The sequence below is a fragment of the Frankia sp. R82 genome, assembly GCF_023716925.1.
Taxonomy (GTDB): domain Bacteria; phylum Actinomycetota; class Actinomycetes; order Frankiales; family Frankiaceae; genus Frankia.
Genome location: NZ_JAMQQG010000003.1, coordinates 35,990 through 51,718 on the forward strand (window position 1 = coordinate 35,990; position 15,729 = coordinate 51,718).

Below are 15,729 nucleotides of genomic sequence, written 5' to 3' on the forward strand. Positions count from 1 at the left end.
CGGGGTGCAGATCAGTGTTGCAACAGTGCCAGGCAGTCGATGCTGGCGTGCACCGCGGCCACCACCATGACCACGACCGTCGCCACACACGTGGTCGCCGACAGAACCGGGGCGCGCGTCAGGGCAGGGGGGGTTTCGAGCAGCGCCGCCATCCGGTCGGGGACACCGCCGTGCAGGAAGGCGGGGCTCCCCCCTGACGCGGGCGTCTGCTGCTGGGCACGCGCCGCCGCGAGGGCGGCCTTGCCCAGCGCGCGGGCGAGCAGCCGCCGGTCACCGATGGCGAGCGCCGCCGCCTCGTCAGCCGCCCGTTCGCAGCTCTGCTCGACCAGTCCCGGCAGGCGATGCAGCAGGGGGCAGACGGCGCCGCACCAGGCGGCCACCATGCGGTACCAGTGGTGGCCGCCGGCCAGGTGAGCTCGTTCGTGGGCAAGGACGGCCGCCTGCTCGTCCTCGGTCAGACAGCGCCGCAGGCCGCTGGTGATCGCGATCCGGCCGCCGGTCAGCCCCCCGACGGCGCATGCCCGCGGATCCGCGTCGGGCAGGTCGATGACGTCGCCGGCGAAGGGCAGCCGGGCGAGCCGCTCGGCGTGCACCAGTTCGCGGATGTGACGCGCACCGAGGAGACTCGTTCTGATCATGGTGACCAGCAGGACGCCGGCCGCGATGACGGTGAGCAGCAGCGGGACCGTCCGCAGGGCGGCCGGTGCGCCGACGAGCCCACTGCTGGAGTCCAGATAGGCGAGCCGGTCGGCGAGGACCGCGGCGAGCAGGACAAGCGACCACAGCCAGCAGCTGGCGCCCAGGACCGAGACTGTCGTGACGGCCGCGTAACCACGCCGGTGGGGCAGCTGACGGGCCAACGCGGGCAGTCCCGCAGCCATCACGATGTTGCCGAGCAGGGGCAGCCACACCATGTACCTCACTGCACGTCGTACCTCACTGCGCGTCCCTCATGGGTTGTCGGATCCGGAACCTGGCCGCTCGGCCTTGTCCGCACTGTGTCCGCCCGCCACGGCTCCACCCGGTCGCGAGGGGGTCTCACCCGCCTGTCCGCCGGGATCCGCCTCCGCCCGGCGCAGAAGCTCGAGCAGCGTCGCCTCGTCGTCCGGTTCGAGGCCGTCGACGAAATGACTGAGCACCACGGCGCGGGCCCGACCGCCGCCGAGCAGGGACCGCATCCGCGCCGCGGCTTCCTGCGCCGCCCGCCCGCTGGGCGTGTAGACGTAGGTACGGCCGACCGAGGAGCGTTCGAGCAGCCCCTTCGCGTGCAGGCGGGTCAGGGTGGTCGCGACGCTGGTGTAGGCCAGGTCCAGGCCCTGCTCGCGCAGCCCCTGCTGGGCCTGGGCCGAGCTCAGCGCCGTCGGCGCCGCCCACAGAACGGCAAGCAGGGCGTTCTCGAGCTGCCCAGCCTCCCGCCGGCCGGACCCGCCCGTCATCTGGGTTCCCCGCTCACCGGCCGATCCTATCCCGCCTACTACTCGAGTAGTATTACTATTCAAGTAGTAGACGCCGCGCCCGGCCGGGTGCGGCGTCGTCCCGACCGGACTGGCGCGGCTCGCTGGGCGACTCCCGCGCGGAGATGGGTGGACCTTCGTGGGACCAACCGAGATTCGTGGGCTGCCCGCGCACGCCCTGCTGGTGCACGTGGTCGTGGTGCTGGTGCCGCTGGCCGCGGCCATGGCCGTCGGTTCGGCCGTGTGGCCGGCCGCTCGCCGTCGTCTGGGAGCGGCCACACCGGTGGCCGCCCTCGTCGCGCTCGTCAGCGTTCCGCTGACCACCCACGCCGGCGAGTGGCTTGAGGCCCGGGTGCCCTCGACCCCGCTGGTCCGCCGGCACACCGAGCTCGGCGACGCGCTGCTGCCATGGGTGCTGGTCCTGTTCGTCCTGGCAGCCGCGCTCTGGCTGCTGCAGCGTCGCGCCGCACCGGCGACCGCCAGCCCGGACGGCCAGACGCGTTCGCAGGCCGGGCGGCCGATCCACGGAGCCATCACGATCGCCATCGCCGTGCTCACCATCGTCGCGGCGGTGGGCTCGGTGGTGCAGGTCGTCCGGATCGGTGAGAGCGGGGCGAAGGCGGTGTGGTCTGACAGCTTCAGCTCCGGGGCGCAGGACCGACCCGGCGGTTGAGTCAGCCGGAGCCGGTCGCATGCGCCTCGTCGGTGGCCCGGACGACGGCGACGGGGCAGGCCGCATGGTGCACACAGTGATGGCTGGCCGACCCGAGCAGCATCTCGGCAAGCGCGCCGTGTCCATGTGAGCCGACGACGAGCAGACCCGCGTTGATCGACTGGCGGATGAGGGCGCGGGCCGGACTGTCCCTGACCAGCACCGGTTCGACGTGCAGGCCGAGCGTCTCCTCCCGGACCTGGTCGACGCAGTGCTCCAGCAGAACATTGGCGGCCTTCTCGAACACCGGCTCGTCGAAGCCGTTGGTGCCGGCATAGATGGCGGGGACGGGCGTCCAGGCATGCACGACCCGCAGGGCAGCCCCCCGCGCCCGGGCCCGGCCGGCGGCCAGCCGCAGTGCCTGGATCGATGCCGCGGAGCCGTCGACCCCGACCACCACCGGCCCGCTCTGGTCCAGATGGCCGGCGCGCACCACCACTGTGGTCACGGTCGCCCGGTGCAGGCAGATGTCGGCGACGTTGCCGGCCAGCAGGCGCTGCTTGCGGTTGGCGCCGTGCAGCCCCAGAACCAGCATGTCCGCTCCGGCCGTAGCCTGCAGCAGCGCTCGGGCCGCATCCGCGTGTTCGACTTTCTCGATCAGCTCCGCCGGCCGTCGCTGGCCGGCCGCACGCTCGACCGCGGTGTGCAGAACCCGGAGGACCGCTTCCTCGGTTGCCTGCTCGCCTTCCTCCTCCACCGCCCGTGCCAGGGCCGACGGCAGATGCCCGCGATCCCAGGCGAGCAGCACGGTCAGCGGTACCCGCAGCATCCAGGCCTCCCGCACCGCCCACTCCAGGGCTGCGCCGGCATCGGCCGATCCGTCATATCCGACCACAATCCCAGCCATCACTGCTTCTCCTTCGAAGGTTCCCGACGCCGTCGGACCGGGAACCGGGGAAAGTAACCAGCTCCCGGTCCGACGGCTGCGACGACGCTCAGCCCGCTGCACCGCGATGCGCGGGTCGTGTTCATTGCCTGGTCGGCGTCCACCCGCACACGGATCTCCAGAACGCCGTCGGGGTAGGGGGCCGTGACCTCGTCCTCACCCGCGCCGGGGGAACGAGGAAGCGAGCGGAACAACGAGCCAGACGATCCTCCTTTGTCTCGGATATCGGTCATCGAGATTCGGTCGGCTCCTCGCGTACCGCCGCGACCGGGCGGCCCGCATATGCCAGACACCGCGAGACGGTGGAACCCACCGCTCCTCGATGTCGGCGTCGTCCGCCCGGACCGCAGGGAATCAACCGCAGGGAATCAGCCCGCGAGGTCGATGGCCAGCCGCGGTGGGTTCGCCAGTTCGAGCACCCGGAAACCAACCCGGTCACTGACACCCAGGCCAAGGTGGACGTACCCCTCGTAGTCGCCGGTCATCCGGTACTGCACGACAGTGGGCAGGCCACCGCCGGACCGCGGGGTGCGCAGCGTCGAGCTGCCGGCCTGGTCGTGGGCCACGGCCCGGAACAACACCACCTCCAAACATGCCCGGCCGGGCAGCGCAACCACCTCACCCCGACCGGGCGAGCGCACCTCGGGCACGTAGCGCACGTCGTAACCCGGAACACCGCCACGGAACTCGATCACCAACCGGTCAAAGTCGTCGCCTCCGGCGTTGTGGGCAGCACGCAGCGCGACCACCGTCGAGCTGCCCGGCAGCGTGGACCCGACATGCCGTGGCGCGACCGACCAGGCGGCGGTTGTCGGCTTCCCGGTCGGGGACGGGGTGCTCGTCCGGCCTGTGGGCCGCGACGGCGGGTGGGTGGCCGCAACCGAGGGCGAAGCCGAGGTCGTCTGCGGTGAGGCCGGCGGGGTCTCGACCGCGACGCCACGCCCCGAGGAACCTCGGCCGCATCCAGCCAGGGCGAGCAGGAGCCCGCCGAGCACCATGACCGTCACTCGCGACCTGCTCATCTGGTCCGCCTCCCGCGCAACCAGCCGGGCACCGGGTGCCGATGGCCATGCCCGGTCCGATGCGGGCCGCCACGGGTGCGGACGCTGCCCCCACGCAGGCTCACCCAGCCGCCTGGGCCCATCCGGACGTAGGCCCGCGGTGCCGGACCGCGGCGCGCCAGCTGCCTTGCCACCGCCACGGCACCGATCGCCACCTCGGCGGCCACCATCGTCGCGGTGAGGTTCAGGGCGGGATGGCGCACCACGATGGTGATCGCCCGCACCGGGCCAGTCGGTGTCCTCGCGGGCTCGGACTGACCGGTCGCAGCCGTGACGGGGTCGGTTGCTGCCACGGCCGGCGGCCGGGCGGATTCGGCGGCTGCCGGGCCAGCCGGCACCGGCACCGGCGGCCTGCGGTGGGCAAGCGCCGACTCAACCGGGGTCTGTGGCGCGACAAAGATGGCCTTCATGACTTCCGCCTCCTCGACCATTAGGTCCACCTTTGGTGTTCCCATCCACACTTGCACCGAGATGGCCAATGGTCCCAATTCGGCAGGAAGAAGGTCCTGCCAGGGCATGCGCATCGGCCTTCCTCCCTTTTTCCCGAAATTCTTGATCTCGCCAGCCATCGATTACTCTCCCAGGTCATGACAGTCGAGCGGGACCAGGCAACCGACATATCGACACAGGCCGAAGGACCCGCACTGAAGGTGCCCTCTGCCATTCCGGCATCCGGCCAGCCCGCTGGATGATGAGCTGCGCCAGGTTCACCGCAACGAGCGATTGACAGAGCTGGAGGCCGCAGGCATGAGCACGGAGCGCAGACAGCGCATTCTCGTCGGCATTGATGGTTCCACCGGATCCGAGGCGGCCCTGCGCTGGGCCTACACAACTGCCCAGCTCGAGCACCGACCCGTCACCGCGCTGCTGGGCTGGACCGCCGACGGCCTGCCCCGCGGGGTCTACCAGGCCGCGGTCAACGCCGACTACCTGGGCCTGACCAAGGCCGCCGAACAGACCCTGCATCGCACCGTCGCCCGGGTGCCCATGCCCGACCCACCCGTCGAACTCCACCAGGTCGTCGTCGAGCAGGACCCCGTCGACGCCCTCGTCAACGAGGCCAAGAACGCCGCCATGACGGTGATCGGCACCCGCGGATCAGGGTTCGTCCACCGGGTTCTGGCCGGCTCCGTCGCCCACCAGCTGCTGCACGAGCACACCGGACCAGTCGTCGTGGTCCGCGACACCAACGACCCGGCCGCGCCAGACCGGCGGCCGATCGTGGTCGGCGTCGACGGCTCGGACCCCTGCCTGGCCGCCGTCCGCTGGGCCGCCGACCAGGCAACAGAACGCAACGTCCCGCTCTACCTGATCAACGCCTATCGCGCGTACATGACCCCGTTCGCCCCGCCCGTCGACTACCTCACCTCGCTGCGCCAGAGCTCCGAACAGCTGCTCGCCGACATCATCACCGTGGACTTCGACGACGACACCGACCTCGACATCCACCCGATCGCCGTTGACGACTCCCCCAGCCGCGCCCTGCTGCTCGCCGCCCAGGACGCCCAGCTCCTCGTCGTCGGCACCCGCGGTCGCGGCGGCTTCACCGAACTCGTCCTCGGTTCCACCGCCCACCAGTGCGTCCTGCACGCCCCCTGCCCCGTCGCCGTCCTGCACGCCTAGTGTCATGGACCGACCCCGGACCCACCCACCCGGCGGGAGTTCCAGGATCGCCTGAAGCCGAGCAGCGGAAGTGCCCGATCCACGTACATCGCCACGTGCGCGGGTCTGTTCCGTCGGCGTACTCCTGGCCACAGGTGCGCGGGGATGCCGCGAGCGGGCTGGCCGTGGCCGCGTACCTGATTCCCCAGGTGATGGCCTACGCGTCACTGGCGGGCGTGCAGCCGGTGGCGGGCCTGTGGGCAGCCGCACCCGCCATGGTGATCTACGCGTTCCTCGGGTCGTCGAGGCTGCTCTCGGTCGGCCCCGAATCGACCACCGCGCTGATGACCGCCGCCACCGTCGCCCCCCTGGCCGGCGGTGACCCCACCCGGTACGCCCGGCTCGTCGCAGCCCTGGCCATCATGACCGGCGCCTTCGCGATCCTCGCCGGACTGGCCCGACTCGGCGTCATCGCCGAACTGCTGTCCCAGCCGATCCTGGTCGGCTATCTTGCCGGTGTCGCCATCATCATGATCGTTGGACAGTTGGGCAAGGTCACCGGGGTACCGGTGGATGGCGACGACCTCTACGAGGAACTGCGCTCGTTCGCTCACGGTCTCCCCCACGCGCACGGCCCGACGGTGGCGCTCGCGACTGTCTCCCTGGCCCTGCTCTTTCTGCTGGCCTGGCGGGTCCCCCACCTACCGGGACCGCTGTTCGTGGTTGCGCTGGCAACAACCGTGGTCGCGGCGGCCGGCCTCGACGCGCACGGACTGCGCGTCGTCGGAACCATCCAGGCTGGGCTACCCGGCTGGCATCCGCCCGCCCCGACGGACCTTGCGCGGGTCACGCCCGCCGCACTGGGCGTGCTGTTCGTCGGCTTCACCGACACCATGCTGACCGCCCGCGCGTTCGCCGCCCGCCACGGCCACACGGTCCGTCCCAACCGCGAGCTGCTGGCGCTGGGAGCGGCGAACATCGGCGCCGGGAGCGCCCAGGGACTTCCCGTCTCCAGCAGCGGGAGCCGCACCGCCCTCGCCGCCGCCGGTGGTGCGAACACGCAGGTCTACTCCCTCATCGCGGTCGGCGCGGTCGTCGGCACCCTGGCGTTCCTGCGCCCGGCGCTGGCGATGTTCCCCCTGGCGACCCTGGGCGCGCTCGTCATCTTCGCCGCGATCCGCCTCATCGACCTCAAGGGGTTCCGTCGGCTCGCCTCGTTCCGCCGCAGCGAGCTCCTTCTCGCGCTGCTCGCCACCGCCGGGGTACTCGTGTTCGACATCAGCTACGGGATCCTCATCGCCATCGGCGTCTCCCTGCTCGACCTGCTCGCTCGGGTCGCCCGGCCCCACGACGCCGTTCTCGGCCGGGTCCCGGGCCTCGACGGCATGCACGACGTCGACGACTACCCGAACGCACACACCGTCCCCGGACTGTTCGCCTATCGGTACGACTCGCCGCTGTTCTTCGCCAACGCGCAGAACTTCCGGCATCGAGCCCTCGCCGCGCTGCGCAGATCCACTGACCCGGTCGACTGGTTCGTCCTCAACGTCGAAGCGATCGTCGAAGTCGACATCACCGCCCTGGACGCACTCGAGGACCTGCGCGCCGAGCTGACCAGACGCGGCATCACCTTCGGCCTCGCGCACGTCAAACAGGATCTCCTCGACGACCTCGACGCCTACGGGCTCACCACCGCCATAGGCCCAGAAATGATCTTCCCCACCATGCGGGCCGCCGTCACCGCCCACGAGGCACGCCGGACCGATCCGGCGCACCCACCACGCCTGGCGCCGGGAGCGAAGCAGGGAAAGGACCAGCTAGGGCTGACCTGACGGCCCCGCGGGACCTTTCCTCACAGGACTTTCCTACCATCAGTACACACCTTCCGCCAGAAGCCATTCCGCGCAGGACGGAACATGCTGGGCTCGTAATACCGCCGGTCGCCTCGCCTGGCCGCGTTCGAAGGCAAAGGCTTCCGGCCCGTCCCCGGTCCCGGCAGCCAGCAGGAAGGTGCGCATCATGCACACCACCAGATTCCGTCTTGCGCTCGCGACAGCTCTGGCAGCCGCCACCGGTCTGGTGACGTTCGCCGGCGCAGCCGAAGTCGCCTTCGCCGAAGCATCGCCTACGACCGCCACCGTCATCGATATCGGCCGAGTCGTCCCGGAAGGTCATGGAGGCAGCGCAGCCGACGTGAGCGACTCGGGCATTCTCGCCGGCCACGAGTACGTTCTGCCGTACTCCGCCGCGGCCTTCGTCTGGCGCAACGGCACGGCGACCGTCATTCCGGTGTCCGGCACGGTCTCCGCGGTGAACAACGCGGGCGTGGTCGTCGGCTCGACCGAGGCGCACTACAACCACCAGGCTTTTGTGTACAGGAACGGCACGGTGACTCTGCTGAGCTACCTCGGCGGCGATTCCCGGTACCCGTCGGGCTACGACAGCCGGGCCGTCGACGTGAACGCCGCCGGCATCGTCGTCGGTTCGAGTACCACCAACGGCGGCGACGGTCATGATCACGCCTTCGTGTACTCCGCCGGCCGGATGCACGACCTGGGCACTCTCCCCGGTGGCCAGAACAGCAGCGCGTCCGCGGTGAACCTGGCCGGCGTGATCGTCGGCGCGTCCGGCACGGCCGGCGGTGCACAGCACGCCACCATGTGGATCGGCCGCCGCCCCATCGACCTCGGGACGCTCGGCGGGGCGAACAGCTACGCCGTCGACGTCAACGATGTCGGTCAGGTCGTCGGGTACAGCGAGACCCCGTCCGGTGCCATCCACGCGTTCAGCGTCCGCTCCGGTCGGATGGTGGACCTCGGCAGCGGCAACGACACCGAGAGCCGGGCGGTCGCGGTCAACGACCGTGGCCAGGTTCTCGTCGCGGGATACCGCGGGACCGTCCCGGCACACGGCTTCGTCTGGTACGACGGCCGACGTACCGACCTGGGCGGACTCGGCGGTGGTTCCACCCGGCCCGTCGCGATCAACGGGCGCGGGCAGGTCGCCGGCATCGCCACCCTGCCAGGTGGCGATGAGCGGGCCTTCCGCTGGGACAACGGGCTGATCACGACCCTGCCGGTCCTGCCCGGTGGTCACGACGCCAAGGCCACGAGCATCAACCTGCGCGGCGACGTCGCCGGCTCGGCCACCCTCGCCACCGGCGACAGCCACGCGGTGCTCTGGCCCGCGGCCTCCCGCTGACCCGCCACGACGTACCTCGACATCACCGACGCGCTCACGCCGGCCCACCGGCCCACCGGCCTGGGACCTAGGTCACCACGGGAGCCGACGAACAGTCGGTACACCACCCATCGACACGACACGATGCTGACTCAATGACAACGACAGCTACACAACGTGACCATGGTCTTCCCCGTGAATCTGGAGCACCGGCATGAAACGACGGTCAACCCGGCCGCAGTGGAACGTAGCGGCGGGATCGCTCGCAGCAGCCCTCTCGCTCGCCGCCACCTGCGGCTGTGCCACCAGAGCGACATCGAGCAGTCCCGCTCGCCTCGCCCCGGCCGGGCCGCCCGCGTCCTCGGTATCGACGTCGACGAAAACACTCCCCACCCCGGGCCCGACGCCCACAGCAGCGGTCCCCGTCCCGCGCCCCGGGACCACCCCGACCCGGGCCAGCGGGACCGAGCCAGGGGGATGTCGCACCTCCGACCTGCGAGCGACCGTCGAGAACGGCAATGGCGCCATGTACCACACGGGCATGGACCTGGTCCTCACCAATGTCAGCGCCCGGTCCTGCGTGACAGGCGGTTTCCCCGGCGTATCGGTCGTCGACGGCACCGGACGACAGATCGGTGCCGCCGCGGACCGGGTGGGCTCCGCACTCGGCGCGATCATGCTCAGCCCTGGGCAGCACGCCACCTCGACCGTGGTCATCGCCCACACCGCGGCCGTGATGGGCGGCTGCCGACAGCCCGGCCAGCTGGCCGCCATCGCCGCCCTGCGCATCTACCCGCCCGCCGGCCTGGCCGCGCTGACGGTTCCCTACGCCGATACCCATGCGGTGCACAACGAGGGATGTATGGACCCCACCCAGCACGATCTGACCGTTACCGCCCTCACCCGTTAGCCGCCAGCATCCCCGCTCCGCCGTGCCGATACAGCACCGCGCCAGGAGCGCAGCCGGGAGCTCGCGCACCTCGCTCGGCGGGGTTGATTGCCGGGAACACGCCCTGCCCGCGGCGATGTCGGCCAGGCTGGAGGCGCGACCGGCAGGCGGTCGGCAACCGGGCAGGAGAGAGGTAGCAATGCCGATCACGACGGGTTTCAACCACGTGGCCACGATCACGGCCGATGTCGACCGGGCCATCCGGTTCTACACCGATGCCTTCGGCGCGGAGGTCACGTTCGAGATGGCCGCGCGGGAGGATCATCCCCGGCTGGTGATCCTCGATCTCGGCGGGGGTGCCGCGCTCAACGTGTTCGAGGCCGCGGCCGAAGGCAGCGCCTGGGAGCGCCGACGCCCGGGCGGACGCGGGCCGATCGATCACTTCGGTCTGGCCGTCGACTCGTTGGCCACCCTGGAGAAGACCCGGGACCGGCTGCGCGAGCTGGGCGCCGACACCGGCGAGATCCAGCGGCTCGGATCCGAATGGTCCCTGTTCTTCCGCGACCCCGACGGCATGGAGCTGGAGGTCTGCTGCCACGCCGACGCGTGACGGCCACCCCTCCCATTCCGCGCCATATCGACAGCAGTTGATTACCTTGAGTGACTCCGGGTACACCTGGCGTGCCATGTCGTTGACATGCTTCGGAGGTGCGTCGTGCGAGGAGTTTCGAGGCTCAAGGCCGTTGCCCTGGTTGTCGGGATCGGAGCGCCCCTGACCATTGTTCCGATGGCAACGTCGGCGATGGCGGGCACCATCAACAACCCCCTGCAGGTCACCGGAACCGTCCGCTGCCAGGTCGGATCGGCCGAGTCGCTGTTGATCACTGGTGGCGGCGAGTCACACGGCGCGTCGACGGGCGTCGGCGGGCGCTTCTCGATCGTCTTCGGCAACCCGCAGCTCCCCGGCACCGCGACCGCCCAGGTGCGCTGCGACGTATTCGGCAAGCGCACCTACCGTACGACGAACTTCCTGCTGTACCGCCCGCAGGCCGGCCCGCTCGTGGTCACCCTGACCGCCTGACCGCTGACCACCTGACCGCTGACCGCCGCCCGGGGTCGCACGATGATCCATCAGGGCCCGACCGGGTGGGCTCCGGGCTGGCGGTGGCGGAGCAGGGCGAGGCAGAGGGTCAGGCCGGGGCCGAACGCCATCGCGACGACGGTCGCGTCGGGGGTGAGGTCCCGGCGGAGCTGGTCGAGGACGAGCAGGACGGTGCCCGACGAGCAGTTGCCCCGGGCGGCGAGGGTGTCCCGGGTCGCCTCGGTCTGCGCCGGCAGCAGACCCAGGCGCTGCTCGACGACGTCGATGATGCGCGGACCGCCGGGATGCACGGCCCAGCCCTCGACGTCGGTGAGCGACGCCGCGATCGGGGCCAGCAGCGCCGCCGTCGCCGCCCCGACGTGTGCGGCGAGCAGGTCGGGCACCCGCGGGGACAGGCCCATCCGGAAGCCGTGGTCGGTGACGTGCCAGCTCATCAGGTCCTCGGTGGCGGGCGCGGTCGCGGCCGTGGTGTCGAGCACCTCCAGGCCGTGGGTGGCGTCGGGAACGATGACGATCGCCGCGGCGGCGTCGCCGAACAGGGCGTGCGCGACGACCTGTTCCAGATCGCGGTGCGCCTGCGCCGGCTGGACGTGCAGGGAGGGCAGCTCCACGCAGAGCACGAGCGCGGGCAGCCCACGGGCCCGGACGAAGTCGGCCGCCGTTCCCAGGCTCGGGATCGCGGCGTAGCAGCCCATGTGGCCGACCAGCAGCCGACGCACCGACGGCGGCATGCCGAGGTCGCGGGCTAGCTGGATGTCCAGGCCCGGTGTCGCGTAACCGGTGCAGGACACGACGACGAACAGACCCAGCTCCGCGGCGCCGATCCCGGCGTCCGCCAGGGCACCGCGCACGGCCTGGCGGCCCAGCGGCCCGGCCTCGTCCACGTAGCGGCGCATCCGGGCCGCGGTCGACCAGGCGCTGATGTCCTCCTGGCGCGGATCCACCACGCCGTGGCGGGTGCGCACGCCCGCGCCGAGGAACAGCCGGCGGGCCAGTCCGTCACCCTGGTAGCGGTGCGCGAAGACCTCGTCCCACAGGCTCTGCTGGTCAAAAGATCCGGGGAAGGCCGCGCTCATGCCGGTGATCACTGCCGCGGAGCGGGGCCCGGCGGTCACCACCGGGCCACACTCGCGTCGGCCTCCGGGTCGCCGCCGAGCGCCGCGACGCCCAGCCAGTCCGCGCAGACATCGCTCGTCGCGGGTTGCAGCGAACCGCAGCGGGCATCGCGGTAGAGCCGTTCCAGCCGATGACCACGGCGGGTGACCGCGGTCCCGCAGGCCTCGACGATCGAGGCCGCGACGTCCTGCGCCGTGCGCCCGGCGAGCAGCTTGGCCCGCCACACCCACCGGTTTGTCAGGTCGCTGCCGGGATCGGCGTCGACCCGGCGCGCGCACTCGTCGACCACGGCGTCCAGCGCGGCCAGCGCGGCGTCCGCCTGCCCGAACCGGGCCCGCACGGCAGGCAGCCCGGCGAGGCCGGGTGGCGTCCCGGTGCCACGCCGGGTGCGGATGTGCTCGACCCCGGCGTCGAACACGGCTCGGCCCACGCCGGCGTAGACGGCCGCGTAGGAGGCGACCAGCCACTGCGGCATCCCCCGCGCGACCAGCAGGCTCAGCCCGGCGACGCCACCGACCAGCGCCTGCGCCGGAACCCACACGTCGAAGCGCACGTCGTGGCTGCCGGTGCCCCGCATACCGAGCGAGTCCCAGCTCGGTTCGACGCTCACCCCGGGACCACGAGGCACGAGAAAATGACTGACCATGGCCGGTCCAGGCGAGCCGGACGGGGTGGACGGGGTGGACGGGGTGGACGGGGTGGACGGGGTGGACGGGTCGAGCAGACCAGCCGGATCGGCCGGGCTGGCCTGCGCCGCGCGGGCGGCGACGAAGAAGACGTCCGCGTGCGACGCTCCCGAGCAGAACGCCTTGACCCCGCTGATCCGATAGCCGTCGCCCTCGTGCCGGTAGCGGGTCGTCAACGCGGACAGCCGGGAGCCCGCACCCCGCTCACTCATCGCCACGGCGATGAAGTCCCCGGCCGCGGCGCGCGCCAGCAGCTGGTCGCGGGCCAGGAAGAACGACTCCGGAGCGCCCATCGCCCGGGCGAGTTCGTCCGGCGTCCGGGCCAGCGCGCCCACCACCGACGTGTGCATGTTCAGCACCAGAGCGGTCGCGCCGCTGGCCGAGGCGAGTACGCGGGCGGCGTCCGCCCAGTCGGCGAAGCCGCCACCGAATCCGCCGAGCCGGGTCGGCACGAGCAGGCCCAGCAGGCCGGCGTCACGCAGCTCGTCGAGATCGGCCGCGGGCAGCTCGCCGTCCCGGTCGGCGGCACCGGCCCGTGCCGCGATGGCGTCGACGACCCCGTGGGCCAGCTGCGCACCGTCGACGCCGAGGATGGCACTGGAGCCGCTGGAGCGCGGCAACGGCGTCAGGGCGCTCACCGTCCGCCCCGTCCGCTCGTGGCGCGCACGCCCACCGCCTGGTAGACCCCGGCGGTGGAGCCGGTCGGCAGCATCCGGACCGAGTCGGCCCGGCGGGCGAGCCATCGGGCGTAGTCGACGAGCGACGGACGCAGCCCGCCGACCAGCGTCATCTCGATGCCGGCCCGGTCGAGCGCGCGGGCCAGCCGGTCGGGCGCGACCAGCAGCGCCGGATCGTGCACCCGCGGCGGCGGTCCGCCGGGAAGGTGTTCGGCGATGCGGACCAGCGCCAGCCGGCAGAACAGGGTGTCCGCGAGGGTGTCGATGACGAGAGTGCCGCCCGGTGCGAGCACCCGACCGATGGCCGCGCAGGCGCCGTCCAGGTCGACCAGATGCTCGAACAGCTCGCCGGCGACGACGCAGGTAAACCGTCCGTCCGGAAACGGCAGCCGGTGCACGTCGGCCCGGATCGCCGCCACACCGTGACCGGCTGCCTGGCGCAACGCCGGTGCCGACAGATCGACGCCGACATGATGCCAGCCGGCAAGCCGTCCGGTGAGTGCCACCGAGAGCAGCCCTGCGCCACAGGCCAGGTCAAGCAGCGCGGCGCCGGGGTGGGGCGGGTTCGGAATGAGCCGTCCCCTGGCCTGCGCGAGCCAGCGCAGCGCGGCGAGTCGCCCGTGCGGCTGCCACCACTCGTCGGCGAGGTCGTCGTACTGCGCGGGATCGTTCCGGGGCCGACGCGGTTCGTGCCGTGGCAGCAGGGCAACGTTCACAGGTCTCCCGAGGGGGCGTCGCAGCTGTCGGCCGACGGCAGCGCCAGCCTCCCGCCTGCACACAATGTGCCTGCATCAACTCCCAGAGTAACGAATCTGTGGACGAGTTCCCATCACCGAGAACCCGCGCACGTCAGTGGAGCTGCACGCCGGCGGTGACGACGAGCGCGACGTCGATCGCGGCGACGGCCATCGCGGCGCGAAACGCCGACCGATCATCGCGCCGCAGGCCGAACCCGGTCAGCACCGCGACCGGGGCCAACGCGGCCAGCCGCCAGGCACAGCGCCGTGGCGGGCCGAGCGCGGCCACCACGGAGCCGGCCGCGAGCAGCACCGCGGCGGATCGGCGCGAACCGGTCGCGCCCAGCCGCTGCGGCAGGCCGCGCACCCCGGTGCGCACGTCGACCTCAAGATCGGGCAGAACATTGGTGAAGTGAGCGCCCGCACCCAGCAACCCCGCCGCCAGCGGCAGCCACCACGGGGTCGCCGGCCGGTCGGGCCGCCCCCGCACGACGAAGACCGGCAGCAGCGCGAACGAGAGCGCATAGGGGCCGGCGGACAGTGGGGTCGCCTTCAGCCCGAGGTTGTATCCCCACGCACTGGCGACCGCGACGAGGTGGACGGGCCCGGCCGGCCCGCCCGCGACCACCGACAGTGGCACGCAGGCCGCCAGCGCCGTCCCCGTGGCCACGGCCACCGTTTTCGGCGCAAGACCGGCTCCGACCAGAGGCTTGCCCGTGCGCTCGCCGGCCGCGTCCCGGTGCCGGTCGAGCAGGTCGTTGCTCCAGCCGACCGAGAGCTGACCGGCCAGCACCGCCGAGGCCACCGCGGCCACCCCACCTGCCCTGCGACCGCTGGCAACCGCGAGCGCCGACGCGAACACCGTCACCGCAACCGTCGGCTCCGGATGGCACGCCCACACCAACGCCGTCAGCTGCCCGTGAAGCCCCGGCCAACCCGTCGCGTCGGCTTCGGCTTCGGCTTCGGCTTCGGCTTCGGAAATCTTGACCCTGGGCCGCGTCCCGATGTCCGGACCCGGCGGTTTCTCCGATATCACGCCTGCCATGATTTCCGATCACCGCCATCTGGCCAACCCGCGCGTGAGCAGGTGTTTCGTCCGGACCCGACAGAACCGAGCCTGGCGGACACGGTGGACGCCGTGCACGGGCGACTGGGCCGTCGTGGCCACCGCCCCGAACACCATCGTTGATCTGCTCCCCCGGCGCAGCGCCCTGGTCCGCTCGTCTGCGTCCTGCCGCTCCGAAGGGCAGGTCCCGGCGGCGAACATCGACCTTGTCGTGCTGGTCGCCGCGTCGTGCTCGTCGCCGCGTCGTGACCGTCGCCGCGTCGTGCTCGTCGCCGCGTCCTCGACCGAGCCGGCTCTCGGCCGGATCGAGGGGCTGCCCGCCCCGGCCCGCGAAAGCTCGGGGGTTCGCGGCGATCCGCCTGGCGGCCTGCCCGGACCCGGCCAGCGGCGGGAAGCGACGGCCGGCGGCACGTCGCGTATTCCCGACGAAGCCGGTCTTTAGCTGATGGTAACGATCCTCACAGTCCGCCGGCAGCCCTGTTCGCCTGGCGGGTAAAGGGCGAAGGTAGCCAGAGAAAGCCCGCGGCCGAGTACCCGGCTTTTCTCCCGGATTCCGTACGC

The 15,729-nt window shown here is 71.9% G+C and carries 17 protein-coding genes; 8 read left to right on the plus strand and 9 right to left on the minus strand.

Going from position 1 to position 15,729, the window contains the following annotated elements:
* Positions 1–11: 11 nt before the first annotated feature.
* Both ND747_RS01495 and ND747_RS01500 read right to left on the minus strand, forming a co-directional pair.
* On the minus strand, positions 12–914 hold the full coding sequence (locus ND747_RS01495) for a M48 family metalloprotease (RefSeq protein ID WP_251731102.1): 903 nt from the start codon (positions 912–914) through the stop codon (positions 12–14).
* A gap of 36 nt (positions 915–950) precedes the next feature.
* The gene (locus tag ND747_RS01500) at positions 951–1,436 is read right to left on the minus strand and encodes a BlaI/MecI/CopY family transcriptional regulator (RefSeq protein ID WP_251731103.1); all 486 of its coding nucleotides are present in this window, start codon (positions 1,434–1,436) and stop codon (positions 951–953) included.
* A gap of 157 nt (positions 1,437–1,593) precedes the next feature.
* Between ND747_RS01500 and ND747_RS01505 the strand changes: the two genes are divergently transcribed.
* On the plus strand, positions 1,594–2,127 hold the full coding sequence (locus ND747_RS01505) for a DUF2231 domain-containing protein (protein ID WP_251731104.1): 534 nt from the start codon (positions 1,594–1,596) through the stop codon (positions 2,125–2,127).
* Between the two features lies 1 nt (position 2,128).
* On the opposite strand, the gene ND747_RS01510 is transcribed toward ND747_RS01505, so the two are convergent.
* From ND747_RS01510 to ND747_RS01520, 3 genes are all read right to left on the minus strand, one after another.
* The gene (locus ND747_RS01510; protein ID WP_251731105.1) at positions 2,129–3,013 is read right to left on the minus strand and encodes a universal stress protein; all 885 of its coding nucleotides are present in this window, start codon (positions 3,011–3,013) and stop codon (positions 2,129–2,131) included.
* A 407-nt stretch (positions 3,014–3,420) separates the two neighbouring features.
* Positions 3,421–4,074: a hypothetical protein gene (locus ND747_RS01515; RefSeq protein ID WP_251731107.1), complete on the minus strand. Its 654-nt coding sequence runs from the start codon at positions 4,072–4,074 to the stop codon at positions 3,421–3,423.
* Positions 4,071–4,523 carry a hypothetical protein gene (locus ND747_RS01520; protein ID WP_251731108.1) on the minus strand — a complete coding sequence of 151 codons (453 nt, stop codon included), beginning with the start codon at positions 4,521–4,523 and terminating at the stop codon, positions 4,071–4,073. The genes ND747_RS01515 and ND747_RS01520 overlap by 4 nt, the downstream gene beginning before the upstream one ends.
* A 337-nt stretch (positions 4,524–4,860) precedes the next feature.
* On the opposite strand from ND747_RS01520, the gene ND747_RS01525 reads away from it, so the two are divergent.
* The 6 genes from ND747_RS01525 (at position 4,861) to ND747_RS01550 (ending at position 10,865) form a co-directional block, all read left to right on the plus strand.
* The gene (locus tag ND747_RS01525) at positions 4,861–5,736 is read left to right on the plus strand and encodes a universal stress protein (protein WP_251731109.1); all 876 of its coding nucleotides are present in this window, start codon (positions 4,861–4,863) and stop codon (positions 5,734–5,736) included.
* 95 nt (positions 5,737–5,831) lie between these two features.
* A complete protein-coding gene (locus ND747_RS01530) occupies positions 5,832–7,547 on the plus strand; it encodes a sulfate permease (RefSeq protein ID WP_251731111.1) in 1,716 nt (571 codons plus the stop codon).
* Between the two features lie 187 nt (positions 7,548–7,734).
* Positions 7,735–8,916, plus strand: coding sequence for an HAF repeat-containing protein (locus ND747_RS01535; RefSeq protein WP_251731112.1), 1,182 nt, complete (start codon positions 7,735–7,737; stop codon positions 8,914–8,916).
* Between the two features lie 193 nt (positions 8,917–9,109).
* On the plus strand, positions 9,110–9,805 hold the full coding sequence (locus tag ND747_RS29105) for a DUF4232 domain-containing protein (RefSeq protein WP_285899807.1): 696 nt from the start codon (positions 9,110–9,112) through the stop codon (positions 9,803–9,805).
* Positions 9,806–9,983: 178 nt separating this feature from the next.
* On the plus strand, positions 9,984–10,394 hold the full coding sequence (locus tag ND747_RS01545; protein WP_251731115.1) for a VOC family protein: 411 nt from the start codon (positions 9,984–9,986) through the stop codon (positions 10,392–10,394).
* Between the two features lie 105 nt (positions 10,395–10,499).
* A complete protein-coding gene (locus ND747_RS01550) occupies positions 10,500–10,865 on the plus strand; it encodes a hypothetical protein (protein WP_251731116.1) in 366 nt (121 codons plus the stop codon).
* 50 nt (positions 10,866–10,915) lie between these two features.
* On the opposite strand, the gene ND747_RS01555 is transcribed toward ND747_RS01550, so the two are convergent.
* The 4 genes from ND747_RS01555 to ND747_RS01570 all read right to left on the minus strand — a co-directional run bounded on the left by ND747_RS01555 (position 10,916) and on the right by ND747_RS01570 (position 14,970).
* Positions 10,916–11,962 carry a type III polyketide synthase gene (locus ND747_RS01555; protein ID WP_251731118.1) on the minus strand — a complete coding sequence of 349 codons (1,047 nt, stop codon included), beginning with the start codon at positions 11,960–11,962 and terminating at the stop codon, positions 10,916–10,918.
* A 35-nt stretch (positions 11,963–11,997) separates the two neighbouring features.
* Complete coding sequence (locus ND747_RS01560) at positions 11,998–13,326, minus strand: acyl-CoA dehydrogenase family protein (protein WP_251731119.1); 1,329 nt, start codon at positions 13,324–13,326, stop codon at positions 11,998–12,000.
* Positions 13,323–14,081 carry a class I SAM-dependent methyltransferase gene (locus ND747_RS01565; protein ID WP_251731120.1) on the minus strand — a complete coding sequence of 253 codons (759 nt, stop codon included), beginning with the start codon at positions 14,079–14,081 and terminating at the stop codon, positions 13,323–13,325. Before ND747_RS01565 ends, ND747_RS01560 begins: the two co-directional genes overlap by 4 nt.
* Positions 14,082–14,214: 133 nt before the next feature.
* Complete coding sequence (locus tag ND747_RS01570) at positions 14,215–14,970, minus strand: UbiA family prenyltransferase (RefSeq protein ID WP_251731121.1); 756 nt, start codon at positions 14,968–14,970, stop codon at positions 14,215–14,217.
* 292 nt (positions 14,971–15,262) lie between these two features.
* On the opposite strand from ND747_RS01570, the gene ND747_RS01575 reads away from it, so the two are divergent.
* The gene (locus ND747_RS01575) at positions 15,263–15,610 is read left to right on the plus strand and encodes a hypothetical protein (RefSeq protein ID WP_251731122.1); all 348 of its coding nucleotides are present in this window, start codon (positions 15,263–15,265) and stop codon (positions 15,608–15,610) included.
* The last annotated feature ends 119 nt before the right edge of the window (positions 15,611–15,729 follow it).

Coding starts and splice junctions, on each gene's coding strand:
- ND747_RS01495 (WP_251731102.1), bottom strand. CDS start 914: ATGGTGTGGCTGCCCCTGCTCGGCAACATCGTGATGGCTGCGGGACTG.
- ND747_RS01535 (WP_251731112.1), top strand. CDS start 7,735: ATGCACACCACCAGATTCCGTCTTGCGCTCGCGACAGCTCTGGCAGCC.
- ND747_RS01515 (WP_251731107.1), bottom strand. CDS start 4,074: ATGAGCAGGTCGCGAGTGACGGTCATGGTGCTCGGCGGGCTCCTGCTC.
- ND747_RS01510 (WP_251731105.1), bottom strand. CDS start 3,013: ATGGCTGGGATTGTGGTCGGATATGACGGATCGGCCGATGCCGGCGCA.
- ND747_RS01520 (WP_251731108.1), bottom strand. CDS start 4,523: ATGAAGGCCATCTTTGTCGCGCCACAGACCCCGGTTGAGTCGGCGCTT.
- ND747_RS01555 (WP_251731118.1), bottom strand. CDS start 11,962: ATGAGCGCGGCCTTCCCCGGATCTTTTGACCAGCAGAGCCTGTGGGAC.
- ND747_RS01545 (WP_251731115.1), top strand. CDS start 9,984: ATGCCGATCACGACGGGTTTCAACCACGTGGCCACGATCACGGCCGAT.
- ND747_RS01525 (WP_251731109.1), top strand. CDS start 4,861: ATGAGCACGGAGCGCAGACAGCGCATTCTCGTCGGCATTGATGGTTCC.
- ND747_RS29105 (WP_285899807.1), top strand. CDS start 9,110: ATGAAACGACGGTCAACCCGGCCGCAGTGGAACGTAGCGGCGGGATCG.
- ND747_RS01500 (WP_251731103.1), bottom strand. CDS start 1,436: ATGACGGGCGGGTCCGGCCGGCGGGAGGCTGGGCAGCTCGAGAACGCC.